Genomic DNA, 26,408 nt, shown 5'->3' with positions numbered 1-26,408 from the left:
TTGCCGGTACCTCCCGGGCGACAAGTACCTACTATTTAGTGCACTACTCACTGGAAGGTAAGGATCGAGGTCATGGCTACGAATGCCCGGCGGGGGCCCTACATCTGCGGCATCGACGCGGCGATGGACGTCGTCTCGGGCAAGTGGAAGTCGCTGATCCTCTGGGAGCTCGACAACGGCACCCGCCGGTTCGGGGAGCTCAAGCGCGGGCTGCCGGGCGTCAGCGAGAAGATGCTGGTCCAGCACCTGCGTGAGATGGAAGAGGACGGGCTGGTCCACCGGGAGGTCTACCGCGAGGTGCCGCCGCGGGTGGAGTACTCGCTGACCGATCACGGTCGGTCACTGAACGAGGCTCTCCGGCCGCTGGGCGTGTGGGGAACGCAGCGATCGGCCCGGCTCGCCGCTCCGTGAAATATGGTGGGAGATAACCGTCCGCACAGCTGATTCCTACGCAGGGAAAGGCTCACACATGCCGAGGCCCGGCCTAGGATCAAGTGGTGCGGCACATGGGCGATGAAGCCGTGACACCTGTGCCGGATGAGCCGCAAAAGCGGCGGAAGTGGCCACGTCGATTACTCATCGTCGCCGTCGTGTCCTGGGCGCTGGCCCTCACCGCGTTCGTCGTGCTCCGCGGCGGCGGCGACCAGGCCCCCGCGGCCGCCCGACCCTCGCCGTCGCCGTCGCAGAGCCCGTCGCTCACCACGGCCGAGGTGTTCCGCACCCTCGCCCCGTCGGTGGTGCTCATCCAGGCCAACGGCCGCGGCGACCGCACCAAGGGCATGAGCAGCGCGCTCGGCACCGGCGTCGTCGCGAACGCCGACGGCACGATCCTCACCGCGTTCCACGTCGTCGAGGGCGCCACCGCGGTCACCGTGACGTTCGCCGACGGCACCCGATCACCGGCGACCGTCGCCGACTCCGCCCCCGAGATCGACATCGCCGTGCTCGTCCCGGAGCGGCTGCCGGACGTCGTCGTGCCGGCCACGCTCGGCGGCGGCCCGGCGATCGGCGACGACGTCGTCGCCATCGGCAACCCGCTCGGGCTCGTCGACACCACGACCACCGGCGTCGTGTCCGGGCTGAACCGCACCGTGGCCCGCTCCGGCGCCGCCCCGCTCGCCGGGCTGATCCAGTTCGACGCCGCGGTCAACCCGGGCAGCTCCGGCGGCCCGCTCCTCAACTCCCAGGGCCAGGTGATCGGCATCGTCGTCGCGCTGGCCAACCCCACCGACGCCGGCACGTTCATCGGCGTCGGGTTCGCCGTCCCGATCGGTTCCGCGCTCGGGGCCGGCGAGGGCGACGGCAGGCAGCCACCACTCTAGAGATGAGAACCATGGTGAACTGGAACGGGGGCGGTGCGAGCTCGCCCGCGAGCAGCCCGACCGAGCAGGTCCTCTACGAGGTCAAGAAGACGATCGTCGGCCAGGACCTGCTGCTCGAACGGTTACTCGTCGCGCTGCTCGCGCGGGGCCACATCCTCGTCGAGGGAGTGCCCGGCCTGGCCAAGACGCTCGCGGTGAAGTCGCTCGCCGAGGCGATCGGCGGCCAGTTCCACCGGGTGCAGTTCACCCCCGACCTGGTTCCCGCCGACATCCTCGGCACCCGGGTCTACCACCAGCCCACCGGGGAGTTCCAGGTCTCGCTCGGCCCGGTCTTCACCAACCTGCTGCTGGCCGACGAGATCAACCGCGCGCCGGCCAAGGTGCAGAGCGCGCTGCTCGAGGTCATGCAGGAGCAGCAGGTGACGATCGGCCGGGAGACGTTCACCGTCCCCGAGCCGTTCCTGGTGATGGCCACGCAGAACCCGATCGAGTCCGAGGGCACGTATCCGCTGCCCGAGGCCCAGGTCGACCGGTTCATGATGAAGGTGCTGGTCGGCTACCCGAGCGACACCGAGGAGTTCGTGATCGTCGAGCGCGCGCTCGCGGCGGGCGCGGCGATCCAGGCGATCATCGACCCCGAGCGGCTGGTCGCGATGCAGCGCGAGGCCGACCAGGTCTACGTCGATCCGGCGTTGATCGAGTACGCGGTGCGCCTCTCGGCCGCCACCCGCGACCCGGCCCGGGCCGGTGTGGGGGACCTGGGGCGCTACATCACCTACGGCGCCAGCCCCCGGGCGTCGATAAGCCTCGTACTCGGCGCGCGGGCGCTCGCGTTCCTGCGCGGTCGCGACTACGTCGTGCCCGAGGACGTCACCGACCTCGCGCTCGACGTGCTGCGCCACCGCCTCGTGCTCTCGTACGAGGCGCTCTCCGACGACGTCACCGCCGACGTCGTGCTGACCGGCATCCTCGGCGCGCTGAAGGTGCCGGAGCCGGCCGGCCGGGGCGGCTGAGCCCGGTGGCTCCGCAGCCGGATCGCACCGCCCCGGAACGCCTGCTCCGCCGCCTGGAGTGGAAGGTCGGCCGACGCCTCGACGGGCGTCTGCAGGGTGCCTACCGCACCGTGTGGCGCGGTACCGGCATCGACTTCTCCGACCTGCGGTCCTACACGCCCGAGGACGACGTCCGGCACATCGACTGGAACGTCACCGCGCGCCTCGACGAGCCGTTCGTGCGCCAGTACACCGAGGACCGCGAGCTCACCGCATGGCTCGTCGTCGACACGTCGGCGTCGATGCGGGTGGGGCGCTCCGACGCCGGGAAGGCCTCGCTCGCCACCGAGCTGGCGCTGAGCCTGGCCCAGCTGATGGTCAAGGGCGGCAACCGGGTCGGCGCGATCCTCTACGACAACGGGTCGCACCAGATCATTCCGCCGCGGTCCGGGCGTAACCAGGTCTTACGGCTCGCGCGTGAGCTGTCCCGGGTCGATTCGGCCGGCTCCGGCACCACCACCGACCTGGACGCCATGCTGCGCCTGGCCGCGTCGACGACGTCCCGGCGGCGCGCGCTGGTGTTCGTGCTGTCGGACTTCATCGCCGAACCCGGCTGGGACCGGTCGCTCACCCGCCTGGTGCACCGGCACGAGGTCGTGGCCGTCCGCATCGCCGACCCGGTCGAGTCCGCGCTGCCCGACGTGGGACTGATCCTGGTGCAGGACGCGGAGACCGGTGAGCAGCTGCTCGTCGACACCAGCGACCCGCTGCTGCAGCGCCGGCTGGGCGAGCAGGCCCGGGCCCGGGACGACGCGGTGGACAGCGGCCTGGCGCGCGCCGGGGTCACCGCGCACCGGATCGGCACCGACGAGGAGTTCGTGCCGGCCCTGGTGGGGCTCGTCCGGCGGAGCCGCCGGTGAGCCTCCACTATCCGATCGTGCTGATCGCCGCCGTGCTCGTCACCGGAGCGGCGGTGGCGGGGTACGTGACCTTGCAGCGACGGCGTACCGCCGCACTGGCCGCCGCGGGCCTCACCGGTTCCTCGAAACGCGCGGCGGTCCGCCGCCACCTGCCGTACGCCCTGCTGCTGGCCGCCCTCCCGCTGCTGCTGGTGGGGCTGGCGCGTCCGGAGGCGACGGTCGTCGTGCCCCGGGTCGCGGGCACCGTGATGCTCGTGTTCGACGCGTCGAACAGCATGAAGGCCGACGACCTGCAACCGAGCCGGCTCGCGGCCGCGCAGGAGGCCGGGGTGGCGTTCGTGGAGGCCCAGCCGAGCTCGGTCGACATCGGCGTCGTCGTCTTCGGTGACCAGGCGCTCACCACGCAGGAGCCGACCGACGACCGCACCACGGCGCTCGCCGCGATCAAGCGCGTCGGCGGCACCGGTGGTACCTCGCTCGGCCAGGCGATCCTGGCCTCGCTCGGCACGATCACCGGGAAACCGGTCGCGTTGCCGGCCGAGGGCGCGCCGCCGCCCGACCTCGGCTACTGGCCCTCGGCGACGATCGTGCTGTTCAGCGACGGCGAGGAGACCGGCGGCGCGGACGTGCAGGCGGCGGCCGACCTCGCGGCCACCGCGGGCGTGCGCATCCAGACCGTGGGCGTGGGCACCACCCAGGGCACCACGGTCGCGGTCGACGGCTACCAGCTGGCTACCGCGCTGGACGAGCAGCAGCTGACGTCGATCGCGAAGACGACCGGCGGCTCGTACCACCGGGCCGCGGACACCGACGAGGTGTCCGACGCGGCCGGCGCGATCGATCTCCGGCTGACCAGCAAGAAGGAGCCGCTCGAGCTGACCGCGCCGGTGGCCGGGGCCGCGCTGGTGTTGCTGCTGCTCGGCGCCCTGCTGATGACCCGCTGGCACGGAAGGATCGTCTGATGTCGCTGCACTGGCCGTGGGCGCTGCTCGCGCTGCTGGCGGTGCCGCTGCTGCTGCTCGCCCGGTGGTGGTTCAACCGGCGGCGCAAGCGCACCGCGATCCAGGTCTCCAGCGTCGCGCTGATCAAGGCGGCGCTACCGGGGCGCTCGGCCTGGCGGCGCCGGATCCCGCTGATCCTGTTCCTGGCCGGGCTGCTGGTGCTGGGCACCGGGCTGACCCGGCCGCAGGCGTCGGTGACCGTGCCCACCGACCAGAGCACGATCCTGCTCGCGATCGACGTGTCCGGGTCGATGTGCACGACCGACGTGGCGCCGAACCGGCTGGCGGTGGCCAGCGACGCCGCGCGGGAGTTCATCCGCTCGCAGGACAACGGCACCCGGATCGGGCTCGTCGCGTTCTCCGGCATCGCCGGTCTGCTGGTGGCCCCCACTACCGATCAGGACGCGCTGATCGCGGCCATCGACGGGCTCACCACCGCCCGCGGCACCGCGATCGGGCAGGCGATCCTCACGTCGATCGACGCGATCGCCGAGATCAACCCCGACGTCGCGGCCAGCGGCGTCAACCTCGGCGACAGCGCCGCGCCGCCGGGAGGGGCGACCCCGGCGCCGCTGGGCGACTACGAGCCCGACTCGATCGTCGTGCTCACCGACGGCTCCAACACGCAGGGCGTCGACCCGGTGACCGCGGCCGAGCAGGCCGCCGCCCGAAGGGTGCGCGTGTTCACGATCGGCTTCGGCTCGACCGAGCCCGCACCGATGGTGTGCACGCCCGAGCAGGTCTCCGGTGACCTGACCGGTGGCAACTGGGGCGGCGGCCCGCGCGGGGGCGGGCGGCGGATCCAGCAGATCGACGAGGCCGCGCTGACCCAGGTCGCCGACCTGACCGGCGGCCGCTACTTCAAGGCCCAGGACGCCGACCAGCTCGCCGACGTCCTCGAGGATCTGCCGAGCGAGATCGGCCTGCAGCGCGTGGACGTCGAGATCACGGTGTGGTTCGTGCTGGTGGCCGTGGTGCTGGTGTTCACCGGCGTGGGCCTCTCGCTGTGGTGGTCACGGCCTAGGGTGCTGCGCTGAAACGGCCGTGGACCAGCCGCTCGAGGCGGCCGAACGCGGCGAACACGACGAGCGACACCAGGACGATGAGCACGGCCGCGCCGAACGCCCGGGGCATCCGCAGCAGCGAGTAGGCGTACGTGAAGTCGACGCCGAGACCGGCGGTGCCGATCAGCGACTCCGCCACGACCGCCGCGACGACCGCGGAGCCGGCCGCGATGCGCAGGCCGGTCGCGAGGTGGGGGAGCGCGCTGGGCACCGCGACCTCGGTGAACACCGCACGCCTCGATCCGCCGAACGACCGCGCCATGTCGCGGTGGCCGTCGAGCGCGGCGGTCAGGCCGGCGCGGGTGTAGACGAATCCCGGCAGCAGCACCATGAACGACGTGATGACGACGACCGTTCCGCCGGAGTAGCCGAAGACCCGCGCGAACAGCGGGAACAACGCGACGAGCGGGGTCGCGGCCATCAGCACGAGGCCCGGCACCGTGATGCCCGCGACGATCGCCGACCACCAGCAGAGCGCCGCGAGGGCGATCCCGGTCGTCGCGCCGATCAGGAGGCCGAGACCGGCGGTGCCGAGCGTGTGGCCGGCGGCGCTCAGGTACGCGCCGGGGTCGGCCCGCAGATCGTCCAGGACCCGGTCGGGGCCCGGGGCGACGAGCGGGGAGACCTCGCCGAGACGGATCCAGGCCTCCCAGGCGCCGATCGCGAGCGCGGCGAAGAGGCCGATCTCGGCCAGTGCGACGAGGGAGCCTCTCCGCCGGGGTGTCTCGTGGCCGGCGAGGGTGGCTCCGAAGCGTCTCCCGGCGGCGTTCTGCAGCGCGGCGAGCACCCCGTACGCGATCAGGCCACCCGTCGCGCAGACCAGCGCCGCGGCCCAGATCGGCTCCGGGCGGGCGCTACGCATGCCGTTGACCAGCAGGACGCCGAGCCCGCGCTCGGCGCCGTACCACTCGCCGTACACCGCTCCGGCCACCGCGGCCGGCGCGGCCAGCTTCAACCCCTCGGCGAGCGACGGCAGCGACCGCGGCGCCTGCAGCGAGATCAGCCGCCGCACCCGGCCGGCGCCGAGCGACGTGAACCATTCGTGGCTGCTGCGCGGCGAGGCGGCCAGCCCGCGGGCGGCCGCGACGAACACGTAGAAGAAGACCGCGATCGCGGCGATCGCGACCGGGCCGGCCTCGGCGCCCGCGACCAGCAGCACGATCGGGCCGACCGCGACCCAGGGGGCGGAGTTCGCCAGCGCGGCGAGCCGGTCGACCGCGCCGCGCAGGCTCGCCACCTGGTCGGCGGCGAGCGCGGCGAGCACCGCCAGGCCACCGCCGTAGAGCAGGCCCCACGCGGCCGCGCCGAACGTGGCCGCCGCCGAGCGGGCGTAGAGGGCGCGGTCCTCGCCCAGGGGCGCGATCGCCGCGCCGGGCGTCAGCACGAACCCGTCCGCGAGCCCGGCCCGTCCCGCGAGTTCCCAGGCCAGGACCAGGAGCGCGATCCCGCCGACGGCCGCGATCCGCGCCCGCCTCACGCCGGGGCCCCGGAGCGGCCGCGTTCGTGGTCGGGGAAGAGCTCGGCGTAGGTGTCGCCCGGTACGTAGGGGAAGCGGTCGGGAAGGTCGTCGGGGACGTCGATGCCGAGGCCGGGCCGGTCGGGCACGGCCGCCGACCCGTTCCGGACCGCGGTGAGCGCCAGCGCCGGGCTGACCTCGTCGACGAGCGGCTGGTACGGGTCGATGTCGAACTCCATCTCCTCGACCCCGGCGGCCGTCGCCCAGTGCAGGTTGGCGGCCAGCCCCACGGCCGTCGGACCACCGACGTGCGGCACCACCCGGATCCCGTGCTGCGCGGCGATCGCCGCGACGTCCAGGCAGGCCAGCAGCCCACCGCAGATCGACGCGTCGGGCTGGAACACGTCCGCGGCCCGGTCGTCGGCCAGCCGCGCGAACGCGTCCGGCGAGCCCACCCGCTCGCCGACCGCGATCGGGATGGGACTGCGCGCGGTGAGCCACACCAGGTCGGAGTGCCGGTGCTGCGGCACCGGCTCCTCGAAGAAGTCCACGCCCTCCTCGACCAGGCGCGACGCCAGCGCCAGCGCGGTGCGGGCGTCGTGGAACCAGTACGAGTCCACCCCGATCGAGACGTCCGGGCCGACGTGGGCGCGGACGGCCGCCACGACGGCCACGTCCTCGTCCGGTGTCCGCCCGAGGCGCACCTTGACGCCCGGGAACCCGGCGCCCAGCGCCTGGTCGAAGTACCGGGCGTGCCAGTGCGGCGACGCGTCGAACATCGTCGTTCCGGTGCCGTAGAGGCGGATCGGCCGCCGCACCGCCCCCAGCAGTTCGCAGACCGGGGCGCCCAGCGCCTGGCCGGCCAGATCCCAGAGCGCCATCTCGCACGCGCCCACCAGCTGTCCGGTGAGGCCGTCCCGGCCCAGGTAACCGTCGAGATGGGTCCGCAGATCGGCCACCCGGCCCCGGACGTCCCGGGCCTCGTGCCCGATCAGGATGCCTGCGCACACGTCACGCACCGCGGTCGCGAACACGGTCGGGTAGCTGTGGCCCCAGTTCGTGCTGGCCTCGCCCCAGCCGGTGAGGCCGTTCGCGGCGGTGATCCGGACCAGCGCGAAGCTGCGCCGCATCGGGGGATCGGACTTCGGGTAACCGAGGAGGACCGGCTCGACCCGCACGATTCTCATGCCGACTTCTCCAGGTAGGACAGGTCGACGAATTCCTTCACGTCGGGCAGGTCCTTCTCGCCGGCCTGCCGGTAGCCGGCGAACACCTTGTCGGCCAGGAACTTCTCGTCGATCGCGAGCCGCCCGTGCTGCTCGGTGTACGGGCTGTCCAGCAACGCGATGTAGGCCGGGTTGGCGGCGGCCGCGTACTTCTCGTCGACCTTGGTGTCCTGGCCGTACGTGTCCACGAGCGTCCGGACGCCGGCGGCCGGGTCGGCCACGTTGGCGGCGATGCCCTCGCGCAGCGCGGCCAGGAACCCGGCCACCGCGTCCCCGTGGTCGTCGAGGTAGGACCGGCTCGCGAACAACACGTCGCCGTAGGACGGCAGGCCGAAGTCCGAGAACGTGATCGCGGTGGTCTTCACACCCTGCAGGCCGAGCGAGATAGTCTGGTTCGTCGAGTACGACGTGATCGCGTCGACGTCGCCCTTCACCAGCGGCTGCGGGTCGTAACTCACCGGCACGAACGTGTAGTCGGGCGTCAGGCCGTTGGCCGTGAAGACCGCGTCCAGCCGCGGCTGCTCACCCTGCAGGCCACCGATCTTCTTCCCGACGAGATCCGCCGGTTTCTCGATGCCCGAGGTCGTGAGCCAGGTCAGGCCGTACGGTGACCGCTGGTACATCGCGCCGATGAGCACGAAGTCGCCGCCCTGCTTGTTGGCGTTGATGATCTGCAGCTCGTCGCTGGCGACGCCGAGGTCGACCTTCCCGGCCGCGATCAGCTGCGAGACGGCCGGGGTGTTCTCGCCGCCCGGCACGAGCGTGACGTCGACGCCGTGTTTCGCGAACGAGCCGTTCTTCTCGGCGAGGTACCACGAGGCCCATTCGACGTCGTGCACCCAGTTGAAGCCGAAGCGGATCGTCGTAGGGCCGCCGTCGCCGCCGCCCTGGTCGTTCCCGCCGCAGGCGGCCGTGAACGTGACGAGGAGGGCGAGCAGAGCCGCCAGGATTCGGGATGTGCCGTGGCGCTTCATGGCGCGACCTCTCGACTGGTCCGGCGCGATGTTGGTGTGAGCAACATCGCGCCGTCGCATTGCGCGTGGGTCAGCAGGTCGTTACATCCGTAGAAACAGCTGGCCCCGGCAATCGCCCAGCTGTCAGTGTTGGTGTCATCAACATCTGGAGGTGTCGGCGATGGACAGTGGTCCCTCGGTGACGATTCACGGGGTGCGCAAGGCGTTCGGGCGGGTGCAGGCGCTGGACGGCGTCGACCTGACGCTGACGCCGGGAAGCCTGACCGCCCTGGTGGGACCGTCCGGGTGCGGCAAGTCGACGCTGCTGCGGATGATCGCCGGGCTGGAGACGCAGACCGGCGGGTCGGTGCTCGTCGACGGTGAACCGCCGGACGTGCTGCGCTCGCGCGGTGACGTCGCGGTGGCGTTCCAGGACGCGAACCTGCTGCCGTGGCGCACCGTGACGTCGAACGTGGCGCTCGCGCTGAAGCTGGCCGGGCGGCGACCGGACCCCGCGCGGGTGGCCGAGCTGATCCGGACGGTCGGGCTCGAGGGGTTCGAGTCGGCGCGACCGGCCCAGCTCTCGGGCGGGATGCGTCAGCGCGTGGCGATCGCGCGGTGCCTGGTGACCCGGCCGCGCCTGCTGCTGCTCGACGAACCCTTCGGCGCGGTGGACGAGCTGACCCGGCGCCGGCTGAACGTCGAGCTGCCGCCGATCTGGCAACAGCGGCCGACGACCGCACTGCTCGTCACCCACTCGATCCCGGAAGCCGTGCTGCTCGCCGACCAGATCGTCGTGATGAGCCCACGACCGGGCACGGTGGTGGCGCGCGTCGCGGTGCCGCTGGACCGCCCGCGCCGGGCGTCGCAGCTGCACTCGGACGAGTTCCACGCGCTCGTGGACGAGGTCGGCGACCTCTTGGGCGTCGACCGTGACGCCTCCGCCGTCGCCGCGGGGCGCGGGGCGTGAGCGCGGCCGGCTCGCGGGCCGAGGTCCGCGCCGCCGCCCGGGCCGCGGCCGCGGAGATCGCGCGCCTCGGCGCCGGAGCGGTGGAGACCGACCCGGCGGCGCTGGTGAAGCTGTCGTCGGACTGGTCGCGGATGTCGCCGGTGCTGAGCGAGAAGGTGCCACCGGGAAGGTACGTGGCCGACGTCGCGGTGCGGCCGCGGACCGGTGACGACGTCGCGGCGATCCTCGCGGTGGCGTTCGCGGCCGGGGTGCCGGTGACACCCCGGGGAGCCGGTACCGGCAACTACGGGCAGGCGACGCCGTTCGACGGGGGCATCCTGCTCGACCTGCGCGGCCTGGATACCGTCCGGGTGAACGACGCGGGCACGGTCACGGTCGGTGCGGGAGCCCGGCTCACGACGATCGATCGGGTCGGCCGGGCCGCCGGGCGCGACATCTGGCTGTTCCCCTCCACCAAACACTCCACGGCCGGGGGCTTCCTCGGCGGCGGGAGCGTCGGTACCGGCACGATCGAGCACGGCACGACGACCGACGGGTTCGTGACCGCGGCGACGGTCGTGCCGATGGACGGCAGCGGCCGCACCGTCCCGGTCTCGGGCGCCGCGCTCGAACCCTACGTGCACGCCTACGGCGTCACCGGGATCGTGGTGGAGGCCGAGCTGGCCACCGACGACCGCCGGGAGTGGGTGGCGCTCTACGCGGCGTTCGACTCCTACCGGGCCGTGACCGACGTCCATCGGCAACTGCTCGACCTGCCCGTGCGACCGCGCCTCGCCTCGGCCGACGAGCCCGCGCTGGTGCCCACCCTGACCACGCCGGTCGCGCTCGACCCGGAGCGTCACAGCCTGCGCGTGATCGCCGAGGCCTCGACCGTCGCCGCACTCACCGCGCTGGTGCGCACCGGCGGCGGCGACGTCGTCGCGGTGCTGGCCGACTACGCCGAGACCGACCGGCTCTCCGGGATGTCGTACAACCACCCGGTCTGGTTCCTGCAGCGGGCCCGGCCGCGGTCCCCGCTGTTCCACATGGAGATCGGCGGCCGGCCGCTCTGGGACGACCCCGACGCGGTGCGCGACTGCTACCCGGGCCCGGTGCACCTGCACCTCGAGCTGTTCGGGCACGGCCCCGGCGCGATGCTCGTCGCGCCGTACCGGTCCGAGGAGGAGGTTCTCGCCGGCATTCCCCGGATGGAAGCCGCCGGGCTCGACGTGCACTCACCGCACCAGTGGTTCGTCGACCGCAACGTCGGCCTGGTGATCGACACCGCGGCCCGCACCGACCCGAGGGGCCTGCTCAACCCGGGTAAGTTGCTCCCCGAGCCGCCGTCCGGCGCGCGGGTGAACATCGGGGTGCGATGAGCGTCGACGAAGCAGCGGGCGCGCGGCTGGGTGAGTCGGTGCGCCGGCTGCGCAAGGAGCGGGGGATGACGCTCGTCGAGCTGGCCCGCGCCGCCGATCTCTCGCACTCGTTCCTGAGCCAGCTCGAGCGGGGGCGGTCGCGTCCCAGCATGTCGTCGCTGCACCGCATCGCGCAGGCGCTCGGCACCACCCAGCCGGCGCTGATGGCCGCGGCCGAGACCGACGAGCCCCGGGTGGGGGTGAGCCTGGTGCGGGCCGGGGGCGGACTGCCGCTGGAGAACCCCGGGGGCACCGGCCGGACGCTCGTCGCGGGCGCCCACGCGCTCTACCCGATGCTGTTCGTCGGGGCGCCGGACGAATGGGGCGACTGGTACACGCACCCGGGCGAGGAGTTCATCCACGTGATGGCCGGTTCGATCCTGGTCGAGCTCGACGACTCCGTGCACGAGCTCCTCCCCGGCGACACGCTCTACTACCCCGGCGGCGTGCCGCACCGGTGGCGGGGGGTACGCGGCTACGGCGCCGAGACCGCCCGCCTGCTGTTCGTCCAGGAAGGACGGCGTCGATGAAGGGCCTGATCGCCGCGTACCACCGGCGGCTGTGGGGATCCGGCGACCTGACGGCGATCGACGAGGCGTTCGCGGCCGACGCCGTCGTGCACCTGACCGGGTTCGACGGGTCGGCGGTGCAGACCGTCCGGGACGACGCGAGCCGCTACTTCGGTGCGTTCACCGCCGTCTCGACGTCGGTGTCGAGCCTGCTCGCCGACGGTGACCGGGTGGTGCTGCAGTGGTCGACGACCGGCACGCACGTCGGCCCGTACGGCAAGGTCGCGGCGACCGGGCGGGTGGTCACGATGCACGGCATCGACATCTTCCGGGTGGACGACCGGCGGATCGTCGAGCTGTGGTCGATGTGGGACGGCCTCGACGTCTACGACCAGCTGGGTGTGCTGCCCGAACTGTGGTGAGGAGTTCAGTCATGAGCGCGTTCCAGGTGCCCGCCATCGACATCAGCCCGTACGTCCACCCCGACGACCATTCGGACGCCGACCGGAGCGCCGTGGCGCGCGCGATGGACGAGGCCTGCTCGACCGTCGGGTTCGTGCAGGTGCTCGGGCACGGTGTCCCGTCGGGCGTGATCGAGGGGCTGGGGTCCGCGGTGGACTCGTTCTTCGGGCTCGACCCGGAGGCCAAGAGCGCCTACCAGCTGCCGCCCGACGTGAATCGCGGCTACACGCCGCCGCGGTCGGAATCGCTGTCGCTCTCGCTCGGCGTCGAGTCGGCGTCGAAGATGAACGACTTCTTCGAGGCGTTCAACGTCGGCACCGCCGCGTCGGAGTTCCCCGGGCTGGACCTGCCGGTGTCGGACTACTCGGAGAACGTGTGGCCGTCCGCGGAGTTCCGGACGCGGGTCTCGGCGTACTACGCCGAGGCCGGCCGGGTCGCGCACGTGCTGACGCACGTCTTCGCCGACGCGCTCGGACTGCCGTCCGGCTTCTTCGAGACGTTCACCGACCACTCGCTCGACGTGATGCGCCTGAACAACTACGCGCTGCCGCCGGGCACCGTCGACCTCGACGGGGACCTCACCGGGATGGGCGAGCACACCGACTACGGCATCGTGACCGTGCTCTGGGCCGACCAGGTCGCGGGCCTGCAGGTGCTCGGCGCCGACGGGGCCTGGCACGACGTCCGGCCCGCGGACGGCGCGCTGCTGGTGAACCTCGGTGACCTGACCGCGCAGTGGACCAACGACCGGTGGCGCTCGACGCTGCACCGGGTGAAGCCCCCGATCGTCGGGGGCACGATCCAGCGCCGGCGCTCGGCCGCGTACTTCCACGACGGCAACGTCGACGCCCTGATCGAGACGATCCCGACCTGCGTCGACGAGGACCACCCGGCGGCGTACCGCCCGGTCACCGTGGGCGAGCACATCAACGCGAAGCTGCGCGGCTCACGGGCCGGGGTGCTCTACACCGAATCCGACCGCGGCGCGCGGCGGGTGCGCGCGGCGTCGTCCTGACCGGGCCCGCCGGAGCGGCGCGCCGCTCCGGCGGGCCGCACTAGACGAGCGACAGGTAGAGACGCCGGCCGGCGACGCGGTACCCGACGCGCTCGTAGACGCGCCGGGAGCCCTCGCCGCCGTACTCGAGCCATACCGAATCGGCGCCGGCGCCGAACGCGGCCTCGGTCAGCGCCGCGGTGACCGACGCCGCGATGCCGCGGCCGCGGTACTCCGGCCGGGTGCCAACGCCCGCGAGTTCGGCGGTGCCCTCGGCCGGGGCCGAGCACCCGGCGGCACCCGCGCAGGTGCCGTCGGGTGCCCGGACGAACCGCACGAAGCCGCCCCGCTCCTGCTGGCGTCGCAGGCGCGCGGCCCCCGCGGGGGAGGAGGCGAAGGCGCCGCCGAACGCCTCGGAGAGCGTGGCGTCGATCGCCGCGAACTCCTCGTCGGTGCGTGGCGTCTCCACGTGGTGGCCGGGTGTCTCGCCGGGGTGGCCGGGCGGCAGTGCGAGCGTGTCCGGTGTGCACGCCAGGTACTGGTGCTCGGCCTCGGTCGTGAACCCCGCCCGGCGCAGCGCCGGCTCGACGTCGGGGGCGGCGTCGGGGGCGAACTCCAGCCGGGGCCGGAGCCCGCGCTCGGTGAACGCGGTGATCAGCGCGGCGACGTCACCGGGCGTCGGCCGGGTGCCCGGCCAGGGCGTCGCGTAGTTGAGGAACGGGCTGGGGTCGGTCGGTTCCAGCCCGACGACGAACCCGGCGACCTCGAGGGCCACCGGGCGGCGCCGGAGATTGGTGACCGCGAAACTCTGAACGTTGATTCCCACGGTAGGGAGGACCTCACGGGTGAAGGCGGACGGGGTTCACGCGGCATGCGGAAGCCGCGACCATCGGGTCGCCGTCAGGACCGGCGGCGACCGCTGAGGGGCGCCGTGAACATGGGCTTCGTTCCTTCACGAGAGGTGAGTGCCGCGAATCGTACCTCAGGGTTCGCGCACGAACCGGCCGGGCGGTCCGGCCGTCCCGCTGAGCGCCGCACACCTGAGTGTGCTAGGTCTAGCGGGTGCTGTTCGACCGCGCCAAGATCGTCGCCGCCTTACCGTCCTACGAGGTGGGACGGGAAGTCGGCAGCGGAGGCTTCGGCACGGTGCTCGAGGGCAGGCACCGGTCGCTGGGGCGGCCGGTCGCGATCAAGGTGCTCGCGATGCCCGACGCCGGGCTGGAGCGGCGGTTCCTGTCCGAGGCGCAGGTGATGGCCGCGTTCGACCATCCGCACGTCGTCCACGTGCACGACTACGCCGACGACGCCGGGCTGTGCCTGCTGGTGATGGAGCACTGCCCGGGCGGAACGCTGACCACGCGGCTCCGCGCCGGCTTGACGCCCGAGAGCGCGTGCGCGATCGCGTTGTCGGTCGCCGACGCGCTGCACGCCGCGCACCTGCGGGGCATCGTGCACCGCGACGTGAAGCCCGACAACGTGCTGTTCGCCGCCGACGGCGCGGCCAAGGTGACGGACTTCGGGCTCGCGAAGATCTTCGAGGGCAGCGTGGTGACGAGCGGGTCGCTCGTGGGAACGCCGGGGTACGCGGCCCCCGAGCAGATCCTGGGGCAGCCGGTACGCCCGGCCACCGACGTGTACGCGCTCGGTGGGGTGACCTATCACATGCTCACCGGGCGGCCGCCGTTCCCGACCGATCTGCCGGTGCGGGAGATGCTGCACCAGCAGATCTACGGCGGTCCCGATCTGCCGGGCGGGTTGTCCGACCGGTTCGCGGCGGTGCTGGGGCAGGCCCTGACGCGTGATCCGGCCGAGCGCACCGCGTCGGCCAAGGATTTCGCGTTGTTGCTGGCGGCCGCGGCGGCGGCCGAACTCGGGGCGGACTGGTTGACCCGGGCGGAACCGCCGTTGCGGGTCGAGGAGGACGTGCTGCGCGCGATGTCCGACCGCGCCGGGGCGATCCGGACCCCGACCGCGCCGGCGCCCCGCCGCCGTCTCCGCGGCGGAGCCGGCGCCCTGCACCCGGACGCCCCCGACGCACGGCCCGGCGACCGCGGCGCGCCCTCCGGCGGGCCACCCGCCGGGCCCGCGCCGGCCGGCCGGCGCCCTGGGGACGAACCCGACCGGCGCCCCGGGGACGAACCCGGGCGGTGGCCCGGCGACCGAACCGGCCGGCGGCCGAGCGACGAAACCGGCCGGCGGCCCGCCGAGCCCGCGCCCGCCGACCGGCGATTCGCCGAGCCCTCGCCGGGCGGTGCGTGGCCCGCCGCCGGGCCGGACGACGCGTGGAGCCGGGGCGCCGGCGGCTCCTGGTCCGGCTCCGCGCCGGGCGGTTCGCGGGGTAGCGCGGACCGGGCCGGTGACGGGCGGGAACGGGCCGGGCGGCACGCGGCTCCGGACGCGCCTCCGCCGTTCCCGTCCGGGCCCTCCGAGGAGCTGACCGAGGAGGAGGTGCAGCGCCGGATCGCGGCCTGGGAACGCCCCGACGAGGGGTTCAGCCGGCGCACCTGGGTGATCCTGGCAGCCGTGATCGCGCTGCTCGCCGCGGTGAGCGTCGGAGCGGGCGTGGTCATCGGCCAGCTGCAGCGCGGTGGCTGACCCCGCCCGCCCGCACCCGCGCCCCGCCGGTTAGGTTCCGATTCGTGACGAGTCGATTCGTGTTACCGGTTCGAGAAGATGTCGACCTGGTGTTACGGGAACGCTGGACCGCGGAGAGCATGCACCGGCTGGCGGTCGCGAACATCGACCGGTTACGCGCCTGGGAACCGTGGGCCCAGGGCGAGCAGACCCTCGCCGCGCTCGTCGCCTTCGACCGGCTCCAGCTGCTGGACTGGGTGGACGGGCGGTGCGTCCCCACCTCGATCCGCTACCGCGGCGAGCTGGTCGGCACGATCAGCGCACGCATCGACCCGTATCACCGCACCGCCGAACTGGGCTACTGGATCGACGCCGGCGCCGAGGGCCACGGGCTCGTCACCGCATGCGGCGAGGTGCTGCGCGACCACGTCGTGGCCGCGTACCGGGTGGCCCGGCTGGAGATCCGCGCCGCCGTGCGGAACCGGCGCAGCCGTGCGGTCGCCGAGCGGCTGGGCTTCACCCACGAGGGGACGCTGCGTGCCGCGCTCCCGGTCGGCGCCGACCGGCACGACATCGCGGTCTACGGTTTCGTCCCCACGTCCACTCCCGACGATTAGCGCCGGGCTGCCACACTCGTGCGCATGAGCGATCTCGCGTCCCCGCCGGTCCCACCGGCACCGGCCTCGGTGCCCCAGCGGCCCGCGTCCGGCCGGGTGGCGGCCGGTGTCGTCGCGTCGGCCGCCGTGGCGATCGTCGCGGTCGCGGCCTGGTGGCCGCAGACCGACGTCGTGAAGGTCTTCCGGGCCGACGCCACGTACGGCGACGGCCGGCAGCACGTCGCGGTGGTGCGTCACGTGCACGCGCCGATCAGCGCGCTCCGGCTCTCCGGCGACCGCGACACGGCCGCCGACCACTACGAGATCGTGCTCGGCAGCGACCCCGGCGGCGACTACGGGCACCACGTCCGGTTCGACGCGGGCACCGCCGAGGGGGTCGACGGGGCCACGATCACCTGGTCCGGAGACGGGGCGTCGATCCGCTATCCCTCCGGGCACTCCGTGGACGTTCCGGCGCGCATGTTCACCGGCGGCCGCTGAGCCACCCCCGCGGTGCGGCGCGGGCCGAGGCCCGCGCCGCACCGGTGCATCAGCAGCGGCGTCCGCTGTTGATGCAGTTCACGACCTTCTTCATCGACGACGTCGACATGACGTTGATGAAGTCGTTGTGCTCGTTGATCGGCTTGTGCAGCTGCTCGGGGAACCCGTCGATCGCGAACGACGGACCCGTCGGCACGTTGTACGTGAGCGTGATCGTCAGCTTCGGCACCGCGACCGTGCCCTGGGCGCAGCGTCCGCGGGCGTCCGGGAACGTGATGTGCGAGCGGTGGTTCGCGCTGTCGGTGCTCTTGCCGTCCCAGCAGCTCGGGAACTCCGCGATCCGCTGGAAGCCCCGGCCACCCGGGCAGAGCGTGTACTTGTCGGTCGAGATCCGGTTCGTGAAGCCCTGGCAGGAGAACTTCGCGTGCTGGTTCGCGCCGCCGTTGGTGAACGCCTTCGCGTCGCCGGTGAGCACCCGCAGGAACCGCGGCATCGGGACGACCTTCTGGAACGGGTTGCCCGAGTACTGGATCGAGACCCGCGGCCGCAGCGTCTTGCCGACGTTGAGGTCTTCCGCGAGCTCGCCCGCCACGCGCTTCTGGTTCTTGGTCTTGGTGATGTCACGCACGACCGGCCAGTAGTAGCTCGACTTGTCGCCGCGGTCCTGGCAGGTCGTCCCGCCGCGGGCGAGGCTGTCGTCGGTGGACCGGAACGACGTCGTCGTGTTGCCGACGTAGTCGTGCAGGTGGTGCGCGCCGTTGCCGACGCCGGGCGCGACGATCACGTTGTCGGAGTTGAAGTGCCCGCGCTCGTTGTTGCCGCAGCGCGAGGTGAACGAGCCCTTGGACCCCTGACGCGTGGTGCGCGCGAGGGTGCCGCGGGTCGGACGCACTTTCCGGATGTCGACGAAGTCGGCCTTGACCGGTCCGCGCTGGGCGTGGCCGTGCGTGGCGGACGGGGCGGGTGCCGCGGTTCCGGCCGGTGCGGTCGTCGCGGCCGGTGCGGTCGTGGCCGCTCCGGCGCCCTGCACCGTGCAGGTCGACAGCGTCTTGACGTCGAGGTTCGGACGCGGTCCCGACCGTCCGATCGCGATGACGATCCGGTCGACGGTCGACGCCCGCTTGTCGGCCAGCGGGCCGAGGATCGCGTTCTGGACGAAGTTCTTGCCGCCCTCGCCCTGCGAGCTGACGAGGCGTTTGTTGGCCTCGTCGATCTGGGTCTGCAGGAGAGCGAGGTTACGGTCGACCTCGCCCTGTGCCTGGGCCGGCACGTTCTGCAACTGGCTCTTGACGTCGGGACAGACGATTTTGCCCGGCGAGCTGCTCGCCGACTTGTCCGCCGCGGACGACACGCCGACGAGCGTCGTGCCGGTGATCGCTGCCGCGGCGACGCCCACGAGGGCGCCGATGGTCAATCTCTTACGCAACTGAGTCATCCTCCGCCGGTCTACCTGCGCATACAGGCCCCGCTCACCCAGACGCCGCGAAGGGACACACGGTTCGACGATCGACTCATTTAATCCTCAGCTAACCCATAGGTGCTCCACTGTCGCAGGAGTCCCACGGCCGGATCGTCGCTCGACGTGACTCCGAAGTGGATTCCGGGCGCGACTATGCCGGTTTCGCCATCAATGGTGATCTCGAAGCCTTCACGCAGCGTAGTTTCCGTCGCGCCGACGACGGCCGGCTTACCCATCCCGCGCGCGACGACCGCGGCGTGGCTCGTGGGGCCACCGCGGAACGTGACGACTCCGCTCGCGGCCGCCAGCCCGTGCAGGTCGGCCGGTGACGTCGTCGGCCGGACGAGGATCACCGGCCCGTGCGCGGCCCGCCGCACCGCGTCCGCGGCGGTGAGCGCGACCCGGCCGGACGCCAGCCCGGGGGAGGCGCCCGTGCCCCGGGTGAGCACCGGGACCCCGGCGCCGAGCCGGCGGGCGGTGGCCGGGCCGGTGAGATCCACGCGGCGCACGGCCTCGGCGCGGGTGATGATCCCGTCCTCGACCAGGCCGACCGCGATCCGCGCGGCCGCGCCCGCCGCGACGCCGCCGCGGCGCACCTGGAGCAGCCACAGCCGCCCCGACTCGATCGTGAACTCCACCTGGCACACGTCCCGGTAGTGCCGCTCGACGAGGCGCAGCGCCGCTCGGAGCTCGTCCCAGACGGCCGCGTTCCCGGCGGCCAGCTCGGCGAGCGGGCGGGTGCGGCCGGTGCCGGACACCACGTCCACCCCCGGCGCCCGGAACGCCACCTCGCCGGAGGGGACCGGCTCGCCGGTCACCGGATCCCGGCTGAAGGCGACGCCGCTCGCGCTGCGCTCGTCGCGGTCGCCGAACACCATGGCCTGGACGACGACCGCCGGGCCGGGCTCGTCGGGCAGGTCGTACAGCCGCCGGTACGTCCGGGCCCGCGGCGAGTCCCACGACGCCAGCACGCGCTCGATCGCGGCACGCAGCGCGTCGCGGCCCCGGACGTCGAGCACGGTCGCCAGCATGCCCGGCATCGAGACCGCCGCTCCCGACCGCACCGAGACGGACCGCACCGGGACGGACCGCACCGGGACGGACCGCACCGGGACGGACCGCACCGGGACGGACCGCACCGGGACGGACCGCACCGGGACCGTCCGGTCCGGGCCGGTGAGGCCGGGGACCAGCGCGTCCAGTTCGCCGGACAGGGAGTGGGGGAGGTGACCCGTGTCGCGGACGACCCGGTGGAGCTCGGTCGTGAGGACGAAGCCGGGCGGGACGGGAAGGCCCAGGCGGTGGAGTACCGACAGGCCGTGCGCCTTCGCGCCGACGACCGTGGGGTCGTCGTCCGCCGGAAGCGATCGGATCCAGCGCATCAGTGGCGCGGCATTCCGAGCGTGACCAGGAAATCCTCGTGGAGGCGGAACCACCGCGTGTGGTACGAGTCGAGGCGGTCGGCGAGATACCCGCTCTCCCCGGCCCGGGCCCTGGCCAACGCCCGCGCGAGCCCGCCGCGGTGCCGCTCGAAGCGCGGGAGCAGCGGTGCGAGCGGCGCGAGCGCCTCCGTGCACCGGCCGTGCAGATCGGCGAACCCCGCGGCGACCGGTTCCGCCTCGGCGGTGCGCAGCTGCCACGCGGTGCACAGGTCGAGCAGCTCCGGGTTGAGTTCCAGGAACTCCCGGTACGCCGCGGCGACGACGTCACGCACATCGAGCGCGCGGAGCTCGGCGGCCACCGCGCGGTCGTCGGCGGCGGTGCCGGGTGCGGTGACCCGCCACCCGCCGAACGCGCCCCGCTCGAACGTCACCAGGCCGTCCACCGCCAGGTCGATGAGCGCCGACTCGGCCTCACCGGCCGACACCCCGGCCGCGTCGGCGATCCCGTCGACCCCCGACGCGCCGATGCACCGCAGCGTGTGCAGCACCTCGTTCACCGGCTCGCCGCCGCGTGACCGGCGCCGCGGTGCGCGGCCCTGGCGACGACCCGGCCACCGGCGACGCGGATCGCGTGCTCGGTGCCCGGTTCCGGTGGTACGCCGAGTGCCGCGGCGACGCGCCCGTCGTCGAGAAGAAGGGCGAAGCCGGGCCAGGTGGTGGGATCGACCGCGCGCCGGAGGCACCCCGCCAGGTCGCGGATCCGCAGCCGCACCAGCGCGGCGTCGGACGCGACGACGATCGTGACGCGGTCGCCGGTCGCGCGCACCGCCTCCTCGGCCGCGCCGAGCCGATCGGCACCGAGGAGCACGAGCACGCCGTCGGCGCCGAGGTCGACCGGGTCGCCGGTGATCAGGTCGGGCCCGGGCGTGGGCGCCTCCCACGGTTCGTCGACCGGCTGCGCCGGCGTCACGAACGGGAGGTGCGCCGGTTCCCAGGTGTCGGTGAGCGGGAGGTCGGCCAGGTGCTCGCAGGCGCGGACGACGTCGAACGGGTCGCCGACGCCGGGCGCGGTCGCGGCGAGGTGACCGGCGCCGTCGAGCACGGTGCGCAGCACCTCGGCGAGCCGCACGCGCCGCCCGCCCGGGGCCGCCGGGGGGCAGGCCTCCAGCGCGCGGCCGAGGAGCAGCGTCTCCAGGTGCGTGATGCCGGCGAGCGCGGGCCGGCGGTCGACGACACCGTCGAGCGAGCGCAGCCGGAGCTGGGCGCTCGCCGGGGTGTCGCCGGCGAGCGGCAGGCGGTCGAGCCAGGCGCGGGCGAACGCCTCGATCGCGTCCTCGAGGTGCGTCGGGGCCTGCGCCGGCGTGGACGGCTCCCGCTCGACCAGGTCGAGCAGCACGGCCAGGTAGACCGCGCTCTTTCCGGAGAAGTTCGAGTAGACCGCGCCGCGGGTGAGCCCGGCCCGGTCGGCGATCCGGTCGACGGTGACCGCGGAGTACCCCTCCTCGGCGAACTCCGCGTACGCCGCGGCGAGCACCGCGGCCCGGGTGCGGTCCTGCTGCTGAGCCCGCGTGAGTCGCATGCGGCCGACCTTCCGGATGATGGCAGTATCCGGATGTTATCAGTATCTGATTAGGTGGGAGGCCGGCCGGCGAGGGCGGCCCAGGACGCCGCGACCAGCGCGGCACCGGCCACCGCGTCCAGCAGCCAGTGGTTCGCGGTCGCGACCACGACGACCGTGGTCACCACCGGGTACGCGAACGCGACCAGGCGCTGCCAGCGGTGGCGGGCGAGCGCGGCCAGCGCCAGCGCGCACCACAGCGACCACCCGACGTGCATCGACGGCATCGCGGCGAGCTGGTTCAACCCCGCCGAGTCGTGCTGCGGCCACCAGCCGACGTCGGCGGTCGCGATGAGCGTGTCCACGTAGCCCGGCAGCATCCGCGGTGGCGCGGTCGGGAACGTGAGGTACCCGATCAGCGCGGTCGCGGTCGCGGCCATCAGCGCCAGCCGCGCCCGCCGGTACAGCTCCGGCCGCCACCGGAACAACGCCACCAGCACCAGCGGCGTGACGAGGTAGTGCAGCCCCGCGTACCAGAACGACGTCGCGACCTCGGCCCAGCGTTCGCCGGCCACGGCGGCGTTGAGCCCCGCCTCCACGTCCAGGCCGAGGTAGCGCTCCCAGGTGAGCACCTCCCGGGCGTGGGCGATCGCCGGTGCCCGGTCGTCGCTGGCCGCCATCCGGATCAGGTCGTACGGCACGAGGAACGCGACGATGATCAGGATCTCGCGCCACCACACCGGCCCGGGAGCCGCCTCGATGCGCGTCGGCGCCTCCAGAACCACGCGCGTGAGCCCCTCCCGATCGCCGCGACGCTCGTCACCCTAGTCACCGAGCGCAACACGACCCGGCGACAAATTCGCCATATACCGGGCGAAAGTCCCTAGACTTCTCACTCGTGAGCCGTCCCTCCACCCTCGACCCCTCGCCCCCCGACTCCGCACCGGATTCCGACGCCGGTGCGATCGCTGTTCTCCCGGCCGCCGTCCGGGCCGCCTACGACGCCGCCGACCGGACCGGTCACCGCATCCGGCTCGGCACGGTCCCGGAGTTCACGCTCGTCGTCTGGGGCCCGGTCGACGCCGGCAAGACCGCGCTGGTCTCGGCCCTGCTCGCCGACGGGATGGCGGCCCTGCCCGGCCTCGCCGAGCGGCCCGGCCGGGCCACGCCGGTGCCGGTCGAGTACGTGTACGGCGTCAACCCCGAGCTCTGGCTCGGCGTCGGGGGCAGCAGCGCGGAGCCCACCGAGTGGGTCCGCGCGCCGCTCGACACCCCGGACCTGGACCGGTTCCCCGAGCTGAGCCGGGTCCGCGCGGTCGTGCCCGCCCGCGTCCTGCTCGACTGGAGCCTGCGGATCGTCGACTGCCCGGGCCTGGACACCGCCGACGACCTGACCGGCGCCGCCGCCGACGAGGCCAGGCGGCCCGACGTCGGCGTGCTGTACGTGGTGCCGCGGCGGGGGATCACCGAACTGGACGCGCAGGCCCTGGAGACGCTGCGCTCCCTGCCGCTGCTGCTGATCGAGAACCGGCGGGAGGCCGAGATCGCCGGGGCGGCGTCCACGTTCGACGAACTCGCCGTGCCCGGCCTGGACATCGGCCCGGCGATCCCGCTGGCCGTCCGCCGGCTGGCCCGGCCGGGCCCCGAGCGGGCGATGTTCCTGCGCTGCGTCGCGCTGCTGCGTACCCGCACCGCGCCCGACCGCTGGACGTCGGGCCTCGGCGCGGCCGCGATCCGCAGCCGGGAGTCGCTCTGCGGCGACTTCGCCCGGCGCCGCACGATGGCCCTGATGGCCCGCCACCCCGACTGGCTGGGCTCGTTGCACCTGCTCGCGGACCTGGTCGGCATCGAGCGCGACGGCCCGTCGGTGATCGAACTCGACGACCGGCTCGCGGCGATCGCCCGGCTCGCATCGGCGGCGCGCCCGGCCGAGACGCTCCGGACGCTGCTCGACCACGACGTCCGCGCGACGCTCGACCGCTACAACGGCGAGGCCGTGCGTGGTGTCCGGCTGCCGCGGGACCAGGCCCCCCACCCGGCGTTCGGGCAGGCCTACGCGCGGCTGCGCGACGACCTGATCGCGCTGCTGGAGAACGTGCTCGCCGATCCGGCGCTCGGCGTGACCGACGCCGACCGGGCCGCGCTGGAGACCGTCCGCGACGAGGTCCGCGACGACCGGCTCGAGGTCGCGGTGCTCGGCCAGTCCTCGTCGGGCAAGTCGTCGCTGATCAACGCGTTGCTCGGCGTCCGTACCGGGGCCGCGCTGCTGCCGGCCGCGCCGCGCCCGACGACGTCGACCGTGAACCGGGTCGAGTACGCGGCCCGGGACTCGCTGACCGTCGAATGGTTGCCCGAGGTCGAGTTGCGGCTGCTGTCGCCGGGTGCCGAACCGCACCAGTTGCGTGTTCACCTGGAGAACATCCGGGCGCTGGGGCGGTGGCTGCGCGACCGGTCGGTCGCCGCCAGGGACTGCGCGTTCCGCCCGCTCGCGGCCGGTCAGTCCGAGAGCGACCCGGAAGCCGCGTTCTGGCGGCTGTGGAAGATGCTCGACCTCACCGGCGACCCGCAGCTCTACGCCTACCTGGCGCCGAGCCCCGACCGGCCACGGATCACCGACCTGTCGGTGCCGGCCGAGGTCCTGGTGCGACGGTTCGTGTCGGTGCCCGACCAGTGGCCCGGCTCGCTCGACCGGGAACGCGCGTTCGCCGACCTGACCCGCGACCCGGCGCTCGCGCTGCGCGTCGACACCCTGCGCGTCGGGGTGCCGCACCCGCTGCTCGAGCACGTGACGATCGTCGACACGCCCGGTACCGACGCGCCCGTCCCGCACCATCGCGTCACCGCGCACCGGGCCGTGCGTGACCAGCGGCACGGCGCGGTCGTCTACTGCTTCGACGGGGCCCGCCCGGCCAGCGCCGAGGACCAGGCGAACCTCACCTACCTCCAGCAGCAGCTCGACCCGTCCCGCTTCTTCTTCGTGATCACGCGGCGCGGGGTCGTTGAGCGCGACCAGGACCGCGTCCGGGAGACCGTCGAGAACGTGCTCGGCGCGACGCCGCCACGCACCTACTTCACCGAGGTCGTCAGCGAACTCAACGACGACTTCCGGGCGCTCGCCGACGACCTGGGCCGTTACGTCCTGGACTCGCGGCGCACGCTGCTCGCGTCCTGGCTCGACCGCGCCGCCCAGGTCGTCACCGACGTGCACGGCCGGCACGTCCGACGGATCGACCGCGTCGCCGACGGCGAGGAGATCCGCCGGGCCCGGCTGGAGTCGTTCCGGGCCGACGCCGCCGAGCTGAGCGCCGTGCGCGACGCGTTCCGCCAGGACCCGCAGTGGGGCGAACCGTGGCTGCGGTCCCGGGTGGCCGAGGCGCTCGACCGCGGCACGGCACGGATCGAGCACGTCGTGCACGGCCTGACCGGCAAGCGCGCGTTCGCCGCGGCCCGCGACCGGCTCGGCGCCGAGATCGACGTGCTCAACCGGACGGTCCGCGAGCTGCTGGCGTCGGACTGCGCGGTGTTGTCGTTCGAGCTCGCGGCCCGGCTCCCGGGCCGCACCGTGACGCCGCCGGAACTGACCTGGGACGTGGAGCCGTTCGGCGTCGCCGAGGTCGACCACGTCGCCGCGACCGTCGAGTGGCGCGGTGGCTGGCAGCGGCTGATCGTGCTGCTCGACCCGCGCCGCCGCCGCTCCGACGCGGACGCCAACCGGCGCACCGTGGCCGAGGCCTGGACCCGCAGCCGCGACGCCGGCGTGCGCGCGGTCAGCGGCGCGGTCGAGCACCTGGTCGCGCACCTGCACGCCGAGCTGGCCCGGCTCGCGGAGGGCACCGCCGCCGAGGTCGCGGCGGCCGAACGGGAACCGGGCCCGGACGACAAGGTGGCCGCCACCGAAGGACGCGACCGGGCGTCGAACTGGCTGCGGCGTATCGACGCGCTGGGCCGAAACCCGCAACTAGGAGGGGACCGTTGACCACCACGAGGGACGTCCACCAGGAGACCGTGACGTTGCTGGCCGATGCGGTCACCGACATCACCAAGCGCGCGGTCGAGCCGACGCTCGCGCCGTTCGGCTCGGAGCTGCGCGAGACGATCGCGGCGCTCGACGTCCGGCTGCGCACGCTCGACGAACTGCTCGGCGACGACCGGATCGACCGGCAGCGGCTGACCCGGCAGGTCGGCGAGCTGGTGCGCACCACCGAGGCCGGCACCGACGCGATCCGGCACCGGGTCGACGAGGCCACCGGCACGATCGACCGGCTCCGCGAGCAGGCGACGGCGAACGCCGCGACGATCGAGCGCCTGCGCCGGTTCGGCGTGGGGCTGAGCGTCGCGCTGCTGGTGTGCCTGGCCGCGCTCGCGGTGCTACTGCTGACGACCGGCGCCTGAGCCGATCCCGGCGAGCAGCCAGTTCACCCCGGCCAGGAACTGGTCGCGGTCGTCGTGCTCGCGCAGCTGGGCCGCGACCCCCCGGGTGAACGCGTAGTCGGTGGGGTCCAGGCCGGCCCACACCGACGACATGCTCGCGAGGACGTCGGACCGGACGGCGCCGGGCTCCACCGACGCGGCCAGCGCGGCGTTCTGCCCGGCCACGCCCAGCACGTAGTTCAGCAGCGCCGCGGCCGCGTCGAACTGGGTGTCGGCGGGGACGCCGAGCGTCTGCAGGTGCCGGCCGAGGCGTTCGAAGATCTGGACGGTCGTGGGCTGCGACGACAGGCGCGAGAGCTGCACGCCGATCCACGGATGGGCGTCGAACGCGTCGAACACGCCGAGCGCGACCGCCCGGATCGCGTCGTCCGGAGCCAGGTCGGCGGTGTCGGCGGTCAGCGCCTCGGCGAGGACGGCGTCGGTGGCGGCCACGAGCACGTCGTCCTTGTTCCGCACGTGCCAGTACAGCGCGCCCAGGCCGGTCCGGAGCTTCGCGGCGAGACCGCGCACGGTGAGGCCGCGCTCGCCGGTGGCGTCGAGCATCTCGATGGCCGTCGTGACGATGAGCTCCCGGGAGAGCGCGTCGTCACGCCGCCGGTCTGAAATCGGCATGGTCCCATCTTGACATGTCTGGATCAACG

The 26,408-nt window shown here is 73.6% G+C and carries 26 protein-coding genes; 16 read left to right on the top strand and 10 right to left on the bottom strand.

The window, feature by feature from the left end; all coding sequences use genetic code 11:
• Positions 1–72: 72 nt before the first annotated feature.
• From CRYAR_RS23415 to CRYAR_RS23390, 6 genes are all read left to right on the top strand, one after another.
• A complete protein-coding gene (locus CRYAR_RS23415) occupies positions 73–411 on the top strand; it encodes a winged helix-turn-helix transcriptional regulator (RefSeq protein ID WP_035855246.1) in 339 nt (112 codons plus the stop codon).
• Between the two features lie 179 nt (positions 412–590).
• Positions 591–1,322: a S1C family serine protease gene (locus tag CRYAR_RS23410; protein ID WP_211247601.1), complete on the top strand. Its 732-nt coding sequence runs from the start codon at positions 591–593 to the stop codon at positions 1,320–1,322.
• 2 nt (positions 1,323–1,324) lie between these two features.
• Complete coding sequence (locus tag CRYAR_RS23405) at positions 1,325–2,335, top strand: AAA family ATPase (protein WP_245620497.1); 1,011 nt, start codon at positions 1,325–1,327, stop codon at positions 2,333–2,335.
• Positions 2,336–2,340: 5 nt separating this feature from the next.
• Entirely contained in the window at positions 2,341–3,234 is an 894-nt protein-coding gene (locus CRYAR_RS23400) for a DUF58 domain-containing protein (protein ID WP_035855242.1), read from the top strand.
• On the top strand, positions 3,231–4,196 hold the full coding sequence (locus tag CRYAR_RS23395) for a VWA domain-containing protein (RefSeq protein WP_035855238.1): 966 nt from the start codon (positions 3,231–3,233) through the stop codon (positions 4,194–4,196). The genes CRYAR_RS23400 and CRYAR_RS23395 overlap by 4 nt, the downstream gene beginning before the upstream one ends.
• Entirely contained in the window at positions 4,196–5,272 is a 1,077-nt protein-coding gene (locus tag CRYAR_RS23390) for a VWA domain-containing protein (RefSeq protein ID WP_035855237.1), read from the top strand. The genes CRYAR_RS23395 and CRYAR_RS23390 overlap by 1 nt, the downstream gene beginning before the upstream one ends.
• Here CRYAR_RS23390 and CRYAR_RS23385 read toward each other — a convergent pair.
• The 3 genes from CRYAR_RS23385 to CRYAR_RS23375 are packed head-to-tail and all read right to left on the bottom strand — an operon-like array spanning position 5,256 to position 8,955.
• Complete coding sequence (locus tag CRYAR_RS23385; protein ID WP_035855234.1) at positions 5,256–6,776, bottom strand: ABC transporter permease; 1,521 nt, start codon at positions 6,774–6,776, stop codon at positions 5,256–5,258. The two genes, CRYAR_RS23390 and CRYAR_RS23385, sit on opposite strands and share 17 nt — an antisense overlap.
• Positions 6,773–7,942: a mandelate racemase/muconate lactonizing enzyme family protein gene (locus tag CRYAR_RS23380; protein WP_035855230.1), complete on the bottom strand. Its 1,170-nt coding sequence runs from the start codon at positions 7,940–7,942 to the stop codon at positions 6,773–6,775. Before CRYAR_RS23380 ends, CRYAR_RS23385 begins: the two co-directional genes overlap by 4 nt.
• Positions 7,939–8,955 carry an ABC transporter substrate-binding protein gene (locus tag CRYAR_RS23375; protein ID WP_035855229.1) on the bottom strand — a complete coding sequence of 339 codons (1,017 nt, stop codon included), beginning with the start codon at positions 8,953–8,955 and terminating at the stop codon, positions 7,939–7,941. The genes CRYAR_RS23380 and CRYAR_RS23375 overlap by 4 nt, the downstream gene beginning before the upstream one ends.
• Positions 8,956–9,115: 160 nt before the next feature.
• Here CRYAR_RS23375 and CRYAR_RS23370 point away from each other — a divergent pair, with 160 nt between their 5' ends.
• The 5 genes from CRYAR_RS23370 to CRYAR_RS23350 are packed head-to-tail and all read left to right on the top strand — an operon-like array spanning position 9,116 to position 13,287.
• A complete protein-coding gene (locus CRYAR_RS23370) occupies positions 9,116–9,904 on the top strand; it encodes an ABC transporter ATP-binding protein (protein ID WP_035855226.1) in 789 nt (262 codons plus the stop codon).
• On the top strand, positions 9,901–11,262 hold the full coding sequence (locus CRYAR_RS23365) for an FAD-binding oxidoreductase (protein WP_051570849.1): 1,362 nt from the start codon (positions 9,901–9,903) through the stop codon (positions 11,260–11,262). The genes CRYAR_RS23370 and CRYAR_RS23365 overlap by 4 nt, the downstream gene beginning before the upstream one ends.
• Positions 11,259–11,831: a helix-turn-helix domain-containing protein gene (locus tag CRYAR_RS23360; protein WP_035855224.1), complete on the top strand. Its 573-nt coding sequence runs from the start codon at positions 11,259–11,261 to the stop codon at positions 11,829–11,831. Before CRYAR_RS23365 ends, CRYAR_RS23360 begins: the two co-directional genes overlap by 4 nt.
• Positions 11,828–12,232 (top strand): ester cyclase, encoded by a 405-nt coding sequence (locus tag CRYAR_RS43510; protein WP_051570848.1) that lies wholly within the window; start codon positions 11,828–11,830, stop codon positions 12,230–12,232. Before CRYAR_RS23360 ends, CRYAR_RS43510 begins: the two co-directional genes overlap by 4 nt.
• An 11-nt stretch (positions 12,233–12,243) precedes the next feature.
• On the top strand, positions 12,244–13,287 hold the full coding sequence (locus CRYAR_RS23350; protein WP_035855221.1) for an isopenicillin N synthase family dioxygenase: 1,044 nt from the start codon (positions 12,244–12,246) through the stop codon (positions 13,285–13,287).
• Positions 13,288–13,327: 40 nt separating this feature from the next.
• On the opposite strand, the gene CRYAR_RS23345 is transcribed toward CRYAR_RS23350, so the two are convergent.
• Complete coding sequence (locus CRYAR_RS23345) at positions 13,328–14,092, bottom strand: GNAT family N-acetyltransferase (protein WP_035855220.1); 765 nt, start codon at positions 14,090–14,092, stop codon at positions 13,328–13,330.
• A gap of 236 nt (positions 14,093–14,328) precedes the next feature.
• On the opposite strand from CRYAR_RS23345, the gene CRYAR_RS43505 reads away from it, so the two are divergent.
• From CRYAR_RS43505 to CRYAR_RS23330, 3 genes are read left to right on the top strand one after another with little or no spacing between them, the layout of a single operon-like run.
• Positions 14,329–15,861 carry a serine/threonine-protein kinase gene (locus CRYAR_RS43505; RefSeq protein ID WP_051570847.1) on the top strand — a complete coding sequence of 511 codons (1,533 nt, stop codon included), beginning with the start codon at positions 14,329–14,331 and terminating at the stop codon, positions 15,859–15,861.
• 44 nt (positions 15,862–15,905) lie between these two features.
• Complete coding sequence (locus tag CRYAR_RS43500; protein WP_157018000.1) at positions 15,906–16,457, top strand: GNAT family N-acetyltransferase; 552 nt, start codon at positions 15,906–15,908, stop codon at positions 16,455–16,457.
• Positions 16,458–16,481: 24 nt separating this feature from the next.
• A complete protein-coding gene (locus tag CRYAR_RS23330) occupies positions 16,482–16,937 on the top strand; it encodes a hypothetical protein (RefSeq protein ID WP_051570845.1) in 456 nt (151 codons plus the stop codon).
• 49 nt (positions 16,938–16,986) lie between these two features.
• Here the strand turns inward: CRYAR_RS23330 and CRYAR_RS23325 are convergent, their stop codons facing one another.
• The 5 genes from CRYAR_RS23325 to CRYAR_RS23305 form a co-directional block, all read right to left on the bottom strand.
• Positions 16,987–18,372: a DUF1996 domain-containing protein gene (locus tag CRYAR_RS23325; protein WP_051570844.1), complete on the bottom strand. Its 1,386-nt coding sequence runs from the start codon at positions 18,370–18,372 to the stop codon at positions 16,987–16,989.
• 80 nt (positions 18,373–18,452) lie between these two features.
• Positions 18,453–19,778 (bottom strand): PEP/pyruvate-binding domain-containing protein, encoded by a 1,326-nt coding sequence (locus tag CRYAR_RS23320; protein ID WP_051570843.1) that lies wholly within the window; start codon positions 19,776–19,778, stop codon positions 18,453–18,455.
• The gene (locus tag CRYAR_RS23315; protein ID WP_035855217.1) at positions 19,778–20,335 is read right to left on the bottom strand and encodes a hypothetical protein; all 558 of its coding nucleotides are present in this window, start codon (positions 20,333–20,335) and stop codon (positions 19,778–19,780) included. Before CRYAR_RS23315 ends, CRYAR_RS23320 begins: the two co-directional genes overlap by 1 nt.
• Positions 20,332–21,357 (bottom strand): TetR/AcrR family transcriptional regulator, encoded by a 1,026-nt coding sequence (locus CRYAR_RS23310; protein ID WP_035855215.1) that lies wholly within the window; start codon positions 21,355–21,357, stop codon positions 20,332–20,334. The genes CRYAR_RS23315 and CRYAR_RS23310 overlap by 4 nt, the downstream gene beginning before the upstream one ends.
• A gap of 50 nt (positions 21,358–21,407) precedes the next feature.
• Complete coding sequence (locus CRYAR_RS23305; RefSeq protein WP_051570842.1) at positions 21,408–22,121, bottom strand: phosphatase PAP2 family protein; 714 nt, start codon at positions 22,119–22,121, stop codon at positions 21,408–21,410.
• Positions 22,122–22,234: 113 nt separating this feature from the next.
• Here CRYAR_RS23305 and CRYAR_RS23300 point away from each other — a divergent pair, with 113 nt between their 5' ends.
• Together CRYAR_RS23300 and CRYAR_RS23295 are read left to right on the top strand one after the other, a co-directional pair.
• Entirely contained in the window at positions 22,235–25,312 is a 3,078-nt protein-coding gene (locus CRYAR_RS23300; RefSeq protein ID WP_035855214.1) for a dynamin family protein, read from the top strand.
• A complete protein-coding gene (locus CRYAR_RS23295) occupies positions 25,309–25,728 on the top strand; it encodes a hypothetical protein (protein ID WP_035855211.1) in 420 nt (139 codons plus the stop codon). The genes CRYAR_RS23300 and CRYAR_RS23295 overlap by 4 nt, the downstream gene beginning before the upstream one ends.
• Here CRYAR_RS23295 and CRYAR_RS23290 read toward each other — a convergent pair.
• Positions 25,705–26,379 (bottom strand): TetR/AcrR family transcriptional regulator, encoded by a 675-nt coding sequence (locus CRYAR_RS23290; protein WP_035855209.1) that lies wholly within the window; start codon positions 26,377–26,379, stop codon positions 25,705–25,707. The two genes, CRYAR_RS23295 and CRYAR_RS23290, sit on opposite strands and share 24 nt — an antisense overlap.
• Positions 26,380–26,408 lie beyond the last annotated feature (29 nt).

The organism is Cryptosporangium arvum DSM 44712, assembly GCF_000585375.1.
GTDB lineage: Bacteria > Actinomycetota > Actinomycetes > Mycobacteriales > Cryptosporangiaceae > Cryptosporangium > Cryptosporangium arvum.
This window is presented reverse-complemented; position numbering and strand designations above follow the sequence as displayed.

Excerpts from the sequence above, each read along its gene's own strand:
- CRYAR_RS23390 (WP_035855237.1), top strand. The coding sequence starts at position 4,196 with ATGTCGCTGCACTGGCCGTGGGCGCTGCTCGCGCTGCTGGCGGTGCCG.
- CRYAR_RS23310 (WP_035855215.1), bottom strand. The coding sequence starts at position 21,357 with ATGCGACTCACGCGGGCTCAGCAGCAGGACCGCACCCGGGCCGCGGTG.
- CRYAR_RS23290 (WP_035855209.1), bottom strand. The coding sequence starts at position 26,379 with ATGCCGATTTCAGACCGGCGGCGTGACGACGCGCTCTCCCGGGAGCTC.
- CRYAR_RS23325 (WP_051570844.1), bottom strand. The coding sequence starts at position 18,372 with ATGACTCAGTTGCGTAAGAGATTGACCATCGGCGCCCTCGTGGGCGTC.
- CRYAR_RS23380 (WP_035855230.1), bottom strand. The coding sequence starts at position 7,942 with ATGAGAATCGTGCGGGTCGAGCCGGTCCTCCTCGGTTACCCGAAGTCC.
- CRYAR_RS23415 (WP_035855246.1), top strand. The coding sequence starts at position 73 with ATGGCTACGAATGCCCGGCGGGGGCCCTACATCTGCGGCATCGACGCG.
- CRYAR_RS23370 (WP_035855226.1), top strand. The coding sequence starts at position 9,116 with ATGGACAGTGGTCCCTCGGTGACGATTCACGGGGTGCGCAAGGCGTTC.
- CRYAR_RS23350 (WP_035855221.1), top strand. The coding sequence starts at position 12,244 with ATGAGCGCGTTCCAGGTGCCCGCCATCGACATCAGCCCGTACGTCCAC.
- CRYAR_RS23330 (WP_051570845.1), top strand. The coding sequence starts at position 16,482 with ATGAGCGATCTCGCGTCCCCGCCGGTCCCACCGGCACCGGCCTCGGTG.
- CRYAR_RS23320 (WP_051570843.1), bottom strand. The coding sequence starts at position 19,778 with ATGCGCTGGATCCGATCGCTTCCGGCGGACGACGACCCCACGGTCGTC.
- CRYAR_RS23405 (WP_245620497.1), top strand. The coding sequence starts at position 1,325 with ATGAGAACCATGGTGAACTGGAACGGGGGCGGTGCGAGCTCGCCCGCG.
- CRYAR_RS43510 (WP_051570848.1), top strand. The coding sequence starts at position 11,828 with ATGAAGGGCCTGATCGCCGCGTACCACCGGCGGCTGTGGGGATCCGGC.
- CRYAR_RS23375 (WP_035855229.1), bottom strand. The coding sequence starts at position 8,955 with ATGAAGCGCCACGGCACATCCCGAATCCTGGCGGCTCTGCTCGCCCTC.
- CRYAR_RS23360 (WP_035855224.1), top strand. The coding sequence starts at position 11,259 with ATGAGCGTCGACGAAGCAGCGGGCGCGCGGCTGGGTGAGTCGGTGCGC.